This window comes from Limnohabitans sp. TEGF002, assembly GCF_055395845.1.
This window is the reverse complement of sequence record NZ_AP029224.1, coordinates 2203038-2217542: the sequence shown is the minus strand read 5'-3', so window position 1 is coordinate 2217542 and position 14505 is coordinate 2203038. Positions and strand designations below refer to the sequence as shown.

The following is a 14505-nucleotide window of genomic DNA, read 5'->3' as shown; positions in this document are numbered from 1 at the left end:
TTCATCGTGATCGATCCATGTGCTTCAATGGCTTAGTTCTTGTGAGCCTTTGCAGTCGCTCGCGCTGGCTCATTCCATAAAAGAAATTCAAGTCATCAAAGCGAAAGCACTCGAAGTCGCTGCTGTTGCGGTTGTGCAATCGGATCTCGTGATGGGGCAAGTCCAAGCGGGGGATGAGGTAGTAGTCCAGCTCGCTGGCGTTGTTGGCATCTAGGCGAATGGCCAGCGTGAGGTCAGACTTCAGGTCTTTGGGGTCAAGGCGAATACGCCAGCGCAGTAGCCCACTGTCGGTGGTTTGGCAGCGGGCCAGCACCAAGCTGATGACAAGCTCATCGTTGAGCGTGAGCAGGTCTGTTTTGCCGTCTCTTTGCACATGCCCGCCCAGCTCAGAGATGGTTTGCTCGGTGCGCGTGACGATTTCGGGGTGCAGCTGGCGCAGTCTGCGGTTGACCTCCAGCGACCCGTGTTGGTGCATGGAGTGAAACCCCACCATCTCGTAGGCTCTGCTGAGGCTGCCAAAGCGCTGAATGTAGGTGTTGGCCCCAGGCATGTCTGGTGCCTCATCAATGATGAAGCCCGATAGGGTGCCGCAATCGGCATAGAGGCGTCGCAGGTGATCCAAAAGCTCGTCATCGGTAAAGCGTCGGTTGCGCTCAGCCAGGGTTTCTTGAGCGCTCAGAAACGTCTCTAGCGGCACGATGCCCTCAAAAGCGCCTTCCTTTCTGATCCACATCTTGGGTGGATTCTTGACATGGTGCTTCTTGAGCTTGAAGGAGCGCTTGTTGTAGACGTTGTTGCCGATGTACTTCTCATTGGTGATGACTTGCCGAACCGTCTGGTACGTCCAGGGTCGATCCCAATCGGTCCAAATCCCCATGCTGTTGAGTCGCTTGGCAATTTCGGTTAAACCCAAATCATCCTCAATGACCCAGCGAAACATCTGGTTGACGGTTTGTACCTCTGAGTCTGGCCCTGGCATGAGCACGACGCGGTCGGTTTGCAAGCTCTTTTGCTCGCCGCGTTTGAGCTCGCCTTTGATCACACCTGTCTGATCAATCAACACCCGGCGCAGACCATAGCCTGCGGGCCCCCCTTGTCGGTAGCCCAGATCGATCAATCGGCATTGCCCGGCAAAGACTTTGGCCGAGAGCTCTCGGCTGTACTCACCTGCCATGGCACGTTTGACGCCTTTGACAATGGTGGAGACGGGCGAGCCATCGTTTTCGAACTGCTCAGCCACATAGGCTACAGAGATGCCTTTTCGCTTGCAGATGTACTCGTAATAAGCCGACTCATCAGCATCCTGAAACCGACCCCAGCGGCTGACGTCGTAGACCAAGATGAGGCTAAAGTCGGCTGCGCCAGACTCGACATCGGCAATGAGTTTTTGCAGTGCTGCACGTCCGTCAATGGAGAGCCCACTTTTGCCGTCGTCGGCGTAGGTTCGAACAATCTCGATGCCCCTTCGGTCGGCGTACTCTTTGATTTTGTCGGCTTGGTTGTGCGTCGAGTACTGCTGATGCTCCGTGGACATGCGCACGTATTGCGCTGCCTTGAATGTGGGTGTGGGATCAATTGAATTCATGCGACTTTGGTCAGCTGCGCGGTGGGGACTTGCAACTTGATCGTTCTGTTGAGAAGATTGAGCAAAATCATCGAGCGCTCCTCACCCGTAGCTGCTTGGTAGATGCTCTGCAGGCCCGCCAGTGGTCCATCGATTAGCGCCACCTTGTCTCCCCCCTCAAAGGCAGCAGTGGGGTTTTGATGTTGGGTTTGCTGGCGCTCAAAGATGGCTTGGAGCAGATCTAGGCTGATCACGGCTGGGCGGGAGCCAAAGTGCACCATTTCATGCACCCCGATGGTTGAGCGTATGGGTGAGGCCCCTTTCTGTTCAAAGTGCTTGTCACACGCCACAAACACGTAGCGGGCAAACATCGGCTCTGAGACGCATTTGATTTGCGCGCGATGAACTTTTTGCGCAAGCAGGGTCGGCATGTAGCAGCAGTAGCCTTGGCGCTGCAAGTTCTCGATGGCTGTTGCTTCTTGCCTAGGCTTGGTATGCACCACGTGCCACAGTGCGACTGAGGCCAGTGTTTGAGTTGCATCCAGTACGTCTTGCTGAACAACCGGCTGCGCACGACCCTTGCTCATGTCATGGGTCAAGACTTCTGACTTGACTGAGCTTGGCGCTCTTTTGGGTTCTGGTGCTGGAGTTGGTGTCGCCCCAGCCGCTGCCGCAGCAGCAGCCGTCACGACTGGGGTGTTGACTGGGATGAGTTGACCTGCAATACAGAGTTTGCTCAGCCCACTGACTTGGGCCATGCGCTTGAGTGTGGCCAATGGTGTTGGGCTGTGGAGCACGCACTCCATGACTTGAAGGGCCTCGGCGCGTTCATATGCTTGAACCGCCTGCATGCGATAGAACAATTTGAGCCCGTCTTGCTCAATGGGCAGGGCATCGGTTTTGAGGCGCAGCTCAGAGAGCTCAGAGGTGGAGATGCCCAAACGACTAGCGACTTCACGGGTGTTGAGTTGCTCGTCCGCTGGGGTCTGCATGTTACGTGCCCCGTTGGCCCTGCCAGCTGTCTTGCTGGGTGTTCTCTGGTCTGTGGATGTTCAAAGTCTGTGCTCCTGTAGTGCGCACAGTTTGTTTTCTGAGTAACCAAGAGGGCAACCTGGATGTATCAAGTCCCGATGACCTGACGGTTTATTGGTTGTCCAGCGTGCTCAAAGACGCTAGTGCCAAAGCACAAGGCAAACGGCAATACAACAATTGGCGTTTCCCAAGGTCACTGGCGTACAAACTTCAACTCAGTTGTATGCACCTGAGCACTGAGTTTTGCCGCTAGTAGCTCGATGCCTAAACTAGAGAAAAGTTACATAATGAAACTTTCTGTCAGCACCAGCGGCAGCCTAATTATTCGTGTAATAACCGTGTAATTGATAATAAGACACCAAAAAATCGCTAAGTTGTTGATTTTAAAGGGAATTTGGAAACAAAAAAGCCCCAAAAAGGGGCTTGTTAAGGATTAACAGTCCGGCGCTCTACCGACTGAGCTATCGGGGAAAATATTCGGTTGTGCTAGCAAGAAACTTGCCACTGGGGTGTCACCTCTATGGGCTCACTCCGTGTAGTTTGGGAAGGATTTATAAAGCTGTAAATCCTAACTCGCTAGCCCTCTATTGTAGCAAAGAAATGGGGTTATTTGCAAGTGCTCTAAAAAAATTTACACACCCCGCAAACCCGCATGAAATCAAGCTTGTGGACACAGTGTAGGGATTCAGTGGTGTGGGCTAGGGTGGTGTTGGGTATGAGGTGATAAGCCTATGAATGAGCACAATAAATCAGCCCCAACAGAGCCCATCAACATAGTGTTCAAACCCACTCAACAAAGTAGGGTGGCTGACGGCACGAGATGGAATCAGAACCAACCCCCATTTCAAAACTTCAAGCACGTGGCTTTGGGCAATTGAACCCATTGGCTTGGGGCAGAGCATTCAGTGCCAGACCCTGCAACAGAGTTTCATAAATCAACTACCAAGTACTTGGGGTCATGCAACCCAGTTGCATGGCTGCTGGCTTGTTGGCGAAGGGCAGAGCAACTTTTGGCTTCAGCGCAAGCCGCAGGATTTGGGCGGTGCAACTGAGCTGCGTGGGGCTGAGCCGCTGGCAAAACCACTCAGCGGCAGCGTATTTAAACGTGTAATTACCGTGTAATTGACATTGGTTCGAGAAAAGCGCTGTAGGTGTTTGATTTTAAAGGAGTTTTTGAAACAAAAAAGCCCCAAAAAGGGGCTAATTAAGGATTAACAGTCCGGCGCTCTACCGACTGAGCTATTGAGGAATAGCTTTGAATTATAGAGTGATTTTTGGGCTGTTTTGAGAGGAGAGGCAAGATTTCTGAAAATTCTTGCCGCCTTGTTTAAAAGCTCGCCTTGACACCCACTCGCACAGTCCGTGGTGCACCGGCATACAGGTAATAGTGGCCAAACTGTTTGGGTGATTCGCGCCAGTAGTGGCGGTTTGCCAGGTTGTCGATGGCCACGGTCCATTGAGTTCGCGTCCCTTGAATGCGGGTGTCGTAATGCGTGGCAAAGTCCAGCGTCGTCCAGCTGGGCAGGTTGAGGTGACCGTCTTCGGTCACGCGGCGTGAGCCTTCGTGGTTCAGGCGCAAGCTGCTGCGCAGACCAGGGATGTTTGTGAAGCGGTACTGGGCCATGGCACGCAGGGTCATGTCAGGGACGTTGACAGGCGTTTGACCGTTCAAAGCTGTAATGATGGTTGCATCAGAGATGCGTGCGTGGAGCCATTGTCCTTGAGCCTGGAGTGACCACGTCGCTGAGCGCCACTGAACACCCACATCAAACCCTTGATGGGTTTGCTGACCGTTGCTTACTCTTTTGAGTAAAACACCATCTGCTACGTCATAGGCCAATGGTCGTTCGATCTGGAATACGCTTGCATTCCAACTCCACGGCGTAGCGCGGGCAGCCGAGGACACGCTGCGGATGCCGACTTCGGTTTGCTTGCTGCGAGCCACGGCAAGCAACTGGCCAGCGTTGGAGTAGCTGGGTGTGTTCGGGACTGCTTGCAGTTCTATGCCATGCCCATGCGACACGAACACCATGTGTTGTCCCATTTGCTGTGCCATGCCGACCCATGGGGTGGTGATGTGACCGTTGCTGTTGATGGCGTTTGTTTGAGCGGCAGGTGAGCACAAGTAGGTGTCTGGATCACATTTTGCGTTTTGCTCGCTGCTTCGGCTATGGGACGAATAGCGCAGTCCCACCCAGACAGCTGTTTGAGCCGTCAGTTGCATGCGATCTTTGACAGCAATTTCTGTGCTGTATTCGCTTTTGTTGGTGTTGGGGTAACCGGGAATGGGGGAAGCTTGATTGATGCCGCCTCCGTAGATGCTGCCCTCGCCAGCAGAATTCCAAGCTTGCATGGCAGGCAGCCTGTCAAGTTGCCGCTGCCGGGTCAGTGATAGGGCTAGGTGGTGTGTTGTACTCCCCCAGCGGGTTTCTCCAGCCACTTCGGTTTGAAAGGCATCAACCAATCGTCGCTCATCGTTGCTGCGGTAATCGGCCAGCTCAAATCGTCCATCCGATGTAAAACGGTCACACAGTTTGGTGGCTCCGTTCGCAGGATCGAGTACCCCATAGCAGTTGTGGCCCAAGGCAAAACTCAACCGGTCGTCGGTTTTCAGGCGCTGTCCCCCATATTGCATGGTCCACAGCCAGCCGTCAGACAGGTTTTGCTTGAAGCGCACACTGCCCGTTTGGCTGGCAAACACACCCGGCAAAGACCAGGGCTGGCGTGTGATATTTCGTTTACCGTCCACGGTGGAAGGCAAAGACGGGGCACCATAAGGATCGTTGGGGTTTGCCAGCAGGCTATAGCCATTCACACCCAACTGCTGCCGTTCGCTGTGCTCGATTTCCCACTCCAGCTTGCTGTCGGGCGTGATGCGCCAGTCCATGGCCAGGGCAAAGAGTTTGCGGTGACCTTCGGTGTTTTGGATGTAGGGATTCAGGTCTTCATAGGCCACGTTGAATCGGTAGCCCAAGGTTTGGTCTTGGCCAAAGCGGCCACCCAGGTCGAGGCCGGTGCTGCTGCTTTGGCCTGGGCCGTAGCTGACGCTGACCGAGCGGATGGTTTCGTCTTTGGCCGATGGGGGGCGCTTGACCACGTAATTGACCAAGCCACCGGGGGCGCTGGTACCCGCCTGGATGCCGCTGGTGCCTTTGAACAGCTCAATGCGTTCCTTGTTGTCCATCGGGATCATGGTTTCAGCAGAAATTGGCAATCCCTCGCGGCGGTAGTTGTAGCGGTTGTCCAGCGTGTAGCCGCGCACACTCAGGCTGTCCCAGTAGGCAGGAGAGTTGTAGCTGTCTGCCACGCTGGCATCCAGGCGCAAGGCGTCGGAGACACGTTGGGCACCAATGTCCTGCAAGGTTTGCTGGTCGATGTTGATCGCGCTGAAAGGCGCTTTGCTGAGCGGCACATCACCAAAACCACTGACCTGAGACGGCGCAGTGTCGGTGATGGTGATTTCAGTCAGGCTTTGGGCCTGTGCTGCCCCCAGTGTGAGCAGCGCCACTGCGCTGGCGATTCGGCTGGTACAAAAGCGCGAATGGTTGCGGGACCGGCAAGAAAATGGCGAAAAAAATGCCATGACGTTTTTCCTTCAACGTTATGGCAGGTCGGCTGGCTGGGAACGTCATGCGGCCGAAATCGGTCGCCGTTCTTTTGACAAGCTTCCCTGCGCGAGGATTACCTCAATCAGGTTCAAAGGGACTTTCTCAGTCGATGGCCTTGCAGCCACCAACACCCCTAGCGAATGCGCCGCAAGATTTCGGCGCAGGGTGGATTCTAGGCGATGCCCAAACGCTGGTGCAGCAGCGTGGACGTTGTCGTGTACTGCAGCAGGGTCTTTTCTTCGGGCCGCAGCAGGGCCACGGCACCAAAAGCGGCCAGCGTGGCTTCGTGGAAGCCGCACAAGATCAACTTCTTTTTGCCGGGGTAGGTGTTGATGTCACCCACAGCAAAAACGCCAGGCTCTGAGGTGCCGAAGTTTTCGGTGTTGACCACCAGTTGCTTGCGCTCCAAGGCCAGGCCCCATTGCGCCACGGGGCCCAATTTGGGCGACAGGCCCAGGCAGGTTTGCAGCACGTCCAGGTTCAGCCATTCGGATTCGCCTTGGGGGTTGAGCAGCTCCAGTGCTTGTAATCGGCCAGCTTCGGTGCGCAGGCCGGTGGGCTGACCGGCCACAAAGCGCATGCGGCCGTCGGCGCAGGCCTGGCGCATCTGGTCGATCAACTCAGGTGCGGCGCTGAATTGGTCGCGGCGGTGCAGCAGCGTGACGCTGGCCGCCGCTTGGGTGCCATGGCCCGCATCCAGACAGGTTTGCAAAGCGGCGTCGCCGTCGCCGGCCACCACCAGGTGTTGGCCTGCCCAGTGTTCAGGCTTGGGGTGTTCGGCAAAAACTTGCTTGCCTTCAAACGCAGCCAAGCCATCGAGCGCCATGCGGCGCGGCACAAATGCACCCACGCCCGCAGCGATGAACAAAGTGGGGGTGCGAAAGGTTTGGCCTGCGCTGGTGATCACTTGCAGGCGCTGGTCGGGCAGTCGCTCGACGCTGCCCACTTGCTGGCCCAGGTGCAGTGTGGGTTTGAAGGGGGCGATTTGTTGCTGCAGGCGCTCGATCAGTTCGAGGCCGGTGCAAAACGGGATGCCCGGAATGTCGTAAATGGGTTTTTGGCCATACAGCTCGGCGCATTGGCCGCCGACATGGGGCAGGGCGTCGACCACATGGCAGTGCACGCCTTGCAGACCCAGTTGGAAGATCTGAAACAGGCCCACTGGGCCTGCGCCAATGACCAGCGCTTCGGTGTCGATGGAGGTGGTCATGAGGAGGGCTCGCGAGAAAAAGGCCGAAACATTCGGCCCTTCAGAAACTTCAGCGGATCAGCTCAGCCAGCTTGCCGGTCTTGTCTTTCCACTCGTCAGCGCTGGCCAGTGGGGTTTTGCGCTTGGTGATGCTCTTCCAGCCGGGCAACAAAGCCAACTCGGCGTTGAGCTTTGTCATGTGCTGCTGGTCGGCGGGCAGGTCTTCTTCCGCAAAGATGGCGTTGACCGGGCACTCGGGAATGCACACGGCGCAGTCGATGCACTCATCGGGATCGATGGTCAGGAAGTTGGGGCCTTCGCGAAAGCAATCCACGGGGCAAACGTCCACACAGTCGGTGTATTTGCACTGGATACAGGATTCGGAAACAACGTGGGTCATGATGGACTCGGAGTGAAGAGGAGCGCAACCGGGTTCGCGCAAGTGGGCATTTTAAGGGAGATCGGACGAGGTCTGTAGGAGCGAGCCCCTGCTCGCGAATGGGTTTGAGGATGAATCAACCATTCGTCCACGGGGTGGACTCCCACAAGGGACAGGTCTTCAGTTGACCAACACCGCTCCTGAGGTCTTGTGGCTGGCCGTGTCCACCAGCACCAGCGCGCCCAAAATGCGCGACTGGGCATAGGGCAGGGTAGCCAGAGGCTCTTGCAGTGCCAGCGTGACATGGCCGATGGCGTTGGGGGCCAGCTCGGTGGCAACATCCTCGGCCAAGGTGTTCACGTTCAGGCGGTGTACCACGCGCTGCACCTTGACTTTGACCCAGCGGTGGCCGTGCAGTGCCCAGTACAGGCGGCCCGCCACCAAGGGCTCGTCGTCCATCCAGGCGATGGTGGTGCTCAGCTGGCGCTGGCCTTCGGGGGCTCCTTCGCTGGCGAGCAGCCAATCGCCGCGCGAGACATCGACCTCGCGGTCGAGCACGAGGCCCGCGCTGTGGCCTGCGGCTTTGTTTTGCGGCTGGCGGGTGGCCGACAGCACTTGCGAGACCACAGCGGTCTGGCCGCTGGGGAAGACTTTGATGGTTTGGCCTGGCTCAATGCTGCCCGTGGCCACGCGGCCCCAGAACACGCGGCGGCCCTGGGTGGTCACGCCGGAGTCGTGGTGCTGCGCCGCCGGGCCGCCCCAAGGCGCAGCAGCGGCCCCCTCGGGGGGCTGCGCAGTACGCGAAGCGACAAGCGTGGGGGCAATAGGTTTCTCGACCCACTGCACCGGGAAGCTGAAGGCCACGTCGGTCTCCGCCGGGGTGACAGGCAGGTCTTCGAGGATGCTGAGCAGGCTGGGGCCGGTGTAGCCGCACCAGTCGGCTTGGTCGTTGTTCTCGGTGGTCACCACGTTCCAGCCCTTCAGGGCCGACACAGGCACCATGGCTGCAACCTGGATGCCCGCTTCTTGGGCGAACTTGTTTAAAGCGCCTGCAATGTTTTTGTACGCGACGGTGGCATCGGCCACGGCGTCGAGTTTGTTGATGGCAAACACGATGGACGGTACGCGCAGCAGGTTGACCAGCAGCGAGTGGCGGCGGGTTTGCGGCAGCAGCTGCAAGTCGGGGCTGGCCCAGTCGAGCTTGATGGCGTCGACCAGCACCACGGCGGCGTCGGCGCTCGATGCGGCCGTGACCATGTTGCGCGTGTACTGCTCGTGGCCGGGCGCGTCGCCGATGATGAACTTGCGCGCTTCGGTGTTGAAGTAGCGGTAGGCCACGTCGATGGTGATGCCTTGCTCGCGCTCGGCGCTGAGCCCGTCGGTCAGCAAGGCCAAGTCGGTCTCACCCGAGCGCTGCACGCCCACCAAGTGGTCTTGCAGCACGGCCTTGGTGTCCACCAGCAGGCGGCCAATCAGTGTGCTTTTGCCGTCATCGACCGAGCCGCAGGTGATGAATCGCAACGCGGTTTGCGTGTTGCTTTCTGAGTTTTTGGCAGAGAAATTTTTGTCGTTGCTCATGAATGTGTGCTCTCGCGTGATCAGAAATAGCCGTCTTTTTTGCGCTTCTCCATCGAAGCCTCGGACGTCTTGTCGTCCATGCGGGTCGCGCCGCGTTCGCTCACATCGGCGGCCAGCGTCTCGATCACGATCTGCTCAGGTGTTGATGCCGTGCTTTCCACCGGGCACGTGCAGGTGATGTCGCCCACGGTGCGGAAACGCACGTCGCGCACAACGACTTCTTCGCCGTCTTTGGGGGGTGTTAGCTCGGTCACCGGCACCAAGAGGCCTCGGCGGTCCACCACCTCGCGCTTATGCGTGTAGTAAATCGAGGGCAAGGCAATCTGTTCGCGGGCGATGTACTGCCACACGTCCAGCTCGGTCCAGTTGCTGATCGGGAACACGCGAAAGTGTTCGCCGGGCTGAAGCTTGTGGTTGAACAGGGTCCACAGCTCAGGGCGCTGCGCCTTGGGCTGCCACTGGCCAAAACTGTCGCGGTGGCTGAAGATGCGCTCTTTGGCGCGGGCTTTTTCTTCGTCGCGGCGAGCGCCGCCGATCAGCGCGTCAAAGCGGAACTCTTCAATGGCTTCGAGCAGCGTCACCGACTGGTGCACATTGCGGCTCTCGCCGGGGTGGGCCAGGCGCACAGTGCCTTTTTTCATGGAATCTTCGACGCTGCGCACGATCAGCTCAGCGCCCAGTTCCTTCGCACGCGAGTCGCGGAACTCGGTCACTTCCTGGAAGTTGTGCCCGGTGTCGATCATCAAGAGCGGGTAGGGGATGCGTCCCGCACCAAAGGCTTTTTCGGCGCATTTGAGCATGACCAGCGAATCCTTGCCGCCCGAAAACAGCAGGGTGGGGCGCTCGAAGGCGGCGGCCACTTCGCGCAGGATGAAGATGGTTTCCTCTTCCAGCGCATCGAGGTGGCTGTTGCTCAGGGTGTGCAACTCGGTTTGTGTCATGGCGTTCATGTTCATTACTCTTCAAATTCGGTCAAGGCGAGTCAAAAATATCCAAGGGCGATCGACTTGATGTGTGGGGCGCGGGAGGCGACGATGTGTGGCGCGAAGCGACTTCTGAGGAGCCTGCCGCGCCCCACACATCACCCCCCAAAAATCATTTCTTGACGTGCAAGCCACACTCCTTGGCCGCTTCGTCTTCCCACCACCAGCGACCGGCGCGGAACTCCTCACCCAGGCTGATGGCGCGGGTGCAAGGGGCGCAGCCGATGCTCGGGAAGAACTGGTCGTGCAGCGGGTTGTAGTCCACCTGGTTCTCGGCGATGTAGTGCCACACGTCACCCCAAGTCCATCGGGCCAAGGGGTTGAACTTGGTCAGGTTTTTGGTGACTTCTTCGCTGGTGTCAAGCAGCGGCACCTCGGCTCGGGCGGTGGATTGCTCCTGACGCAAACCCGTGATCCAGGCGCGTTGGCCTTTCAAGGCGCGGGCCAGGGGCTCCATCTTGCGAATGCCGCAGCAGGCCTTGCGCAAGTCGATGCTTTGGTACATCGCGTCTTGGCCTTTGTCGCGTACGAACTGGATGACGGATTCGGCTACCGGGCGGAACACTTGGATGGGCGCATGCGAATGCGCCTGTGTGCGCTCCAGCAGGGCCAGGGTTTCGGTGTGCAGCGCGCCTGTTTCGAGCACGAACACCGGGATGTCGAGTTGCAGACGGTTGATGATGTGGGTGATCACCACGTCTTCGGCGCCCAGACTGGAGGCTTGGGTGACGGGGGTGAACTCGGCGGCTGCGCGTTGCAGCAAAGCCTGAGTCTCGGCCAGCTTGGCGACAAAGTCAGGGCTCGCCTTGGCGTTTTGCTCGGTGGCTTTGGCCGGGGCGTTGCGGGAAAAAATCAGGCTGGAAGTCATGCAGTGTGTTGTGTTTTTCTGTGGGATGTCGCCCCTGTGGCCGCATGCGTGCAGTGGCTCCGGCTGGTATTCGCGAGCAGGGGCTCGCTCCCACAAGTGGCTAGCTCAGAAGGAGGCAATACGCAGGCGCTTTTCAGGAAGCTTTCGCAAACAGGGGTTGTGTGCCGATGGCCGAGCCTTGGTAGAAACCTGCAAAGCGCTCAAATTGGCGTTGCGCTGCCGAGGCGTCCACACCTTCGCGCAACACGGCCACGTCAAAACCGGTGCGCTCCATTTGCACCAGCTGGTCGATCAGCACATCGCCGGTGGCGCGCAATTCGCCCGCAAAGCCCAAGCGGCGGCGCAGCAAAAAAGCTTGGCTGTAAGCGCGGCCGTCGGTGAATTTGGGGAACTGCAGATCAATGCGTGTCACGCCGCTCAGGTCGAGCGTGCGGGGATCGGCGTCGTTGGCTAATGTGATGACCGTTGGCGATTCAACGGCCTGGTGGTCTTGGGCGGTGATGATTTTCATGGGTTCTGCTGTGTAGGGTGGTGTTCTGTGGAGGCTGCCCCTGCAGGGATATTCAGGCAGTTTGTTCCTCAGCCGGGTGGCGTGCTGCATTGGCAGCTGCCTTGAACGGATCCTGGCCCACACGGTGCAAGGTTTCGATGAAGTATTCGTGTCGGTCCAGCAGAGGCTGGCGCACGGCTTTGTAGGTGTCCAAAATTGCCTCGATCACGTCCGGCACTTCGACCGACGAGAACGAAGGGCCGACCACTTTGCCGGGGGTGGTGGGGCCTGAGAGGTCTTTGCCGTCCGAGCCGCCCAGCGTGACCTGATACCACTCCTTGCCGTCTTTATCCACACCCAGAATGCCGATGTGGCCCGAGTGGTGATGACCGCAGGAGTTGATGCAGCCGCTGATGTGAAAGTCGATGTGGCCCAGGTCGTTCAGCTCGTCCAGGTCCTGGTAGCGCTCGGTGATGGCGGCGGCCAAAGGCAGCGAACGGGCATTGGCCAGTGCGCAATAGTCGCCGCCGGGGCAGGCGATCATGTCGGTCAGCAAACCGATGTTGGGCTGGGCCAGGCCCAGGGCTTTGGCTTCGAGCCACAGCGCGTGCAGCTGGTCTAGGCGTACCCAAGGCAGCACCAGGTTTTGGGTGTGCGTCACGCGCGCTTCACTTGCAGAGTGTTGTGCGACCAGCGCAGCGGCGGCGTCCAGCTGGTCGGCGGTGGCGTCACCGGGGGCTTGGCCCACTCGCTTGAACGACAGGCTCACAGCGCGCAGTGCAGGGTTTTGGTGCGGTTTGACGTTTTGCGCGATCCATCGGGCAAAGGCGGGCGTTTTGGCTGCTTCGATGCTGACATCGGCTTCGGCCTTGGCCACCCATTCACCCAGGTCTGCAGGCAAGTTCAGCGCAGGCGCGGCAAAGCAAGCGGCCACGCGGTCGAACTCGGCTTGCGGGATGGTGTGCAGGCCGCCGTCCTTGACCAGAATATCCTGGTATTCGGATTCGACTTCGTCAAAGTAACGCTGGCCTTCGGCCTTGACCAAAATCTTGATGCGGGCTTTGTAGATGTTGTCGCGTCGGCCCCAGCGGTTGTACACGCGGATCACGGCTTCGAGGTAATTCATGATCTGGTTCCATGGCAGGAACTCGCGGATGACCGAACCCACCGTGGGTGTGCGGCCCATGCCGCCGCCCACCAGCACCTTGAAGCCGACTTCTCCAGACGTGTTTTTGACCATTTGCAGGCCCACGTCGTGCCAGCCAATCGCGGCGCGGTCTTCAAGAGCGCCGGTGATCGCGATCTTGAACTTGCGGGGCAAGAAAGCGAATTCGGGATGCAGTGTGCTCCACTGGCGGATCAGCTCGGCATAGGGCCGAGGATCGACCACTTCGTCCACCGCCACACCAGCCAACTCGTCGGTGGTGGTGTTGCGGATGCAGTTGCCACTGGTCTGGATGCCGTGCAGGTTCACGCTGGCCAGCAGGTCCATCACGTCGGCCGACTGGGACATGGGAATCCAGTTGAACTGCACGTTTTGACGGGTGGTGAAGTGACCGTAATTGGTGGTCAGCTTGGGTGCTGGACCGGCAATTTTGTCTTGTGTGGCCTGTGCCTCGGCTAACAGGGCTGGATCGGGCGTGTCGTAGTCGCGGGCGATTTGGGCGAGCACTTTGAGCTGGGGCGCCGAGATTTCGCCATAGGGCACAGCCACGCGCAGCATGGGCGCGTAGCGCTGCACGTACCAGCCGTTTTGCAGGCGCAGAGGTTTGAACTCATCGCCTGACAGTTGGCCTGCTTGAAATCGCTCAAGTTGGTCGCGGTGCTGTGCAGCGCGGGCGCGCACGAACTGTTTGTCAAATTCGGTGTATTGGTACATGGGGAAAACTCAGATCAAAACCAGTTTGGCGCCGGCCCAGGCCAGCAAGACGGAAAGCAATGAACGGATCACGCGGTCAGGCGTGTGGTGGGTCAGGTACGAGCCCAGCCAGATGCCAGGTAAAGAGCCGACCAGCAGTTTGGCCAGCAATGGCCAATCGACCGAGCCCAAGGACGCATGACCCAGGCCTGCCACCAAGGTCAGAGGCACGGCATAGGCTATGTCTGCCGCAACGATGCGCGGCAGGGGCAAAAGTGGGTAGAGCAAAAGCAGCACGGTCACGCCAATGGCACCCGCACCGACCGAGGTGAGGGTGACAAAAGTGCCAATCAACGCACCCAAGAGCACAGGCAGGCCCCAGTGTCGAGGGGTGCTGGCACGGACCTCGTCGGCGGCGGCCAAGTCCCGAGGGACTTGTTGGCCGCGCACCGCCTTGTAAAGCATGGCCGCAGCGGTGAGCAGCAGAGTCACGCCCAGCGTGGTCGTCATCAGCGACTGCACTTGGGCAGAGGCCGGGCCAACCCAGCGCAAAAAGCCCAAAGTCACCAGACAAGCTGGGATGCTGCCCACACTGAGTAAACCCACCACGCGCCAAGGCACGACACGTTGGCGGTCAAAACTCACGGTGCCGCCCATCTTGGTGAAGGCCGCAAACAGCAGGTCTGTGCCCACGGCCATGTAGGGTTTGACGCCGAAGAAAAAGATCAGGATCGGCGTCATCAAGGACCCGCCGCCCACCCCCGTCAGGCCCACCACAACGCCGACGAAAAAACCTGCAAAGACATAAGCTAAATCAACCATGCCGGCGACTGTAAGGTGGCTTTATTCCAAAACAAACGATTTTTTAGTTGGGTATATATTCCTAATGCTTATAAAAGGTGCCGCCGTGAATTCTGGTTGATCGAAGGTGTGCGTTTTCTTTGGACTGGACACAA

General features: G+C 58.5%; 11 protein-coding genes and 1 riboswitch. All 11 genes read right to left on the bottom strand.

Going from position 1 to position 14505, the window contains the following annotated elements; genetic code table 11:
• Position 1 precedes the first annotated feature (1 nt).
• Positions 2–1585, bottom strand: a complete 1584-nt coding sequence (locus tag ACZ5SR_RS10990) for a recombinase family protein (RefSeq protein ID WP_464448716.1) — start codon at positions 1583–1585, stop codon at positions 2–4.
• Positions 1582–2556, bottom strand: a complete 975-nt coding sequence (gene rfaH, locus ACZ5SR_RS10985; RefSeq protein ID WP_464448715.1) for a transcription/translation regulatory transformer protein RfaH — start codon at positions 2554–2556, stop codon at positions 1582–1584. The genes ACZ5SR_RS10990 and rfaH overlap by 4 nt, the downstream gene beginning before the upstream one ends.
• 1367 nt (positions 2557–3923) lie before the next feature.
• Complete coding sequence (locus tag ACZ5SR_RS10980) at positions 3924–6179, bottom strand: TonB-dependent siderophore receptor (protein WP_464448714.1); 2256 nt, start codon at positions 6177–6179, stop codon at positions 3924–3926.
• 67 nt (positions 6180–6246) lie between these two features.
• A riboswitch (TPP riboswitch) is annotated at positions 6247–6349 on the bottom strand.
• Positions 6350–6376: 27 nt separating this feature from the next.
• Entirely contained in the window at positions 6377–7414 is a 1038-nt protein-coding gene (locus ACZ5SR_RS10975) for an NAD(P)/FAD-dependent oxidoreductase (protein WP_464448713.1), read from the bottom strand.
• A gap of 49 nt (positions 7415–7463) precedes the next feature.
• Positions 7464–7793: a ferredoxin FdxA gene (gene fdxA, locus ACZ5SR_RS10970; protein ID WP_464448712.1), complete on the bottom strand. Its 330-nt coding sequence runs from the start codon at positions 7791–7793 to the stop codon at positions 7464–7466.
• Between the two features lie 159 nt (positions 7794–7952).
• A complete protein-coding gene (locus ACZ5SR_RS10965) occupies positions 7953–9350 on the bottom strand; it encodes a sulfate adenylyltransferase subunit 1 (RefSeq protein WP_464448711.1) in 1398 nt (465 codons plus the stop codon).
• Positions 9351–9370: 20 nt separating this feature from the next.
• The gene (cysD, locus tag ACZ5SR_RS10960) at positions 9371–10300 is read right to left on the bottom strand and encodes a sulfate adenylyltransferase subunit CysD (protein ID WP_464448710.1); all 930 of its coding nucleotides are present in this window, start codon (positions 10298–10300) and stop codon (positions 9371–9373) included.
• A gap of 145 nt (positions 10301–10445) precedes the next feature.
• Positions 10446–11201: a phosphoadenylyl-sulfate reductase gene (locus ACZ5SR_RS10955; protein WP_464448709.1), complete on the bottom strand. Its 756-nt coding sequence runs from the start codon at positions 11199–11201 to the stop codon at positions 10446–10448.
• 133 nt (positions 11202–11334) lie between these two features.
• The gene (locus ACZ5SR_RS10950; RefSeq protein ID WP_464448708.1) at positions 11335–11712 is read right to left on the bottom strand and encodes a DUF934 domain-containing protein; all 378 of its coding nucleotides are present in this window, start codon (positions 11710–11712) and stop codon (positions 11335–11337) included.
• Between the two features lie 52 nt (positions 11713–11764).
• The gene (locus ACZ5SR_RS10945; RefSeq protein ID WP_464448707.1) at positions 11765–13570 is read right to left on the bottom strand and encodes a nitrite/sulfite reductase; all 1806 of its coding nucleotides are present in this window, start codon (positions 13568–13570) and stop codon (positions 11765–11767) included.
• A 9-nt stretch (positions 13571–13579) separates the two neighbouring features.
• Positions 13580–14371: a sulfite exporter TauE/SafE family protein gene (locus ACZ5SR_RS10940; protein WP_464448706.1), complete on the bottom strand. Its 792-nt coding sequence runs from the start codon at positions 14369–14371 to the stop codon at positions 13580–13582.
• Between the last annotated feature and the right edge of the window lie 134 nt (positions 14372–14505).

What these genes read in the sequence shown, in the direction of transcription:
- ACZ5SR_RS10990 (WP_464448716.1), bottom strand. Translation starts at nt 1,585, where the DNA reads ATGAATTCAATTGATCCCACACCCACATTCAAGGCAGCGCAATACGTG.
- rfaH (WP_464448715.1), bottom strand. Translation starts at nt 2,556, where the DNA reads ATGCAGACCCCAGCGGACGAGCAACTCAACACCCGTGAAGTCGCTAGT.
- ACZ5SR_RS10980 (WP_464448714.1), bottom strand. Translation starts at nt 6,179, where the DNA reads ATGGCATTTTTTTCGCCATTTTCTTGCCGGTCCCGCAACCATTCGCGC.
- ACZ5SR_RS10975 (WP_464448713.1), bottom strand. Translation starts at nt 7,414, where the DNA reads ATGACCACCTCCATCGACACCGAAGCGCTGGTCATTGGCGCAGGCCCA.
- fdxA (WP_464448712.1), bottom strand. Translation starts at nt 7,793, where the DNA reads ATGACCCACGTTGTTTCCGAATCCTGTATCCAGTGCAAATACACCGAC.
- ACZ5SR_RS10965 (WP_464448711.1), bottom strand. Translation starts at nt 9,350, where the DNA reads ATGAGCAACGACAAAAATTTCTCTGCCAAAAACTCAGAAAGCAACACG.
- cysD (WP_464448710.1), bottom strand. Translation starts at nt 10,300, where the DNA reads ATGAACGCCATGACACAAACCGAGTTGCACACCCTGAGCAACAGCCAC.
- ACZ5SR_RS10955 (WP_464448709.1), bottom strand. Translation starts at nt 11,201, where the DNA reads ATGACTTCCAGCCTGATTTTTTCCCGCAACGCCCCGGCCAAAGCCACC.
- ACZ5SR_RS10950 (WP_464448708.1), bottom strand. Translation starts at nt 11,712, where the DNA reads ATGAAAATCATCACCGCCCAAGACCACCAGGCCGTTGAATCGCCAACG.
- ACZ5SR_RS10945 (WP_464448707.1), bottom strand. Translation starts at nt 13,570, where the DNA reads ATGTACCAATACACCGAATTTGACAAACAGTTCGTGCGCGCCCGCGCT.
- ACZ5SR_RS10940 (WP_464448706.1), bottom strand. Translation starts at nt 14,371, where the DNA reads ATGGTTGATTTAGCTTATGTCTTTGCAGGTTTTTTCGTCGGCGTTGTG.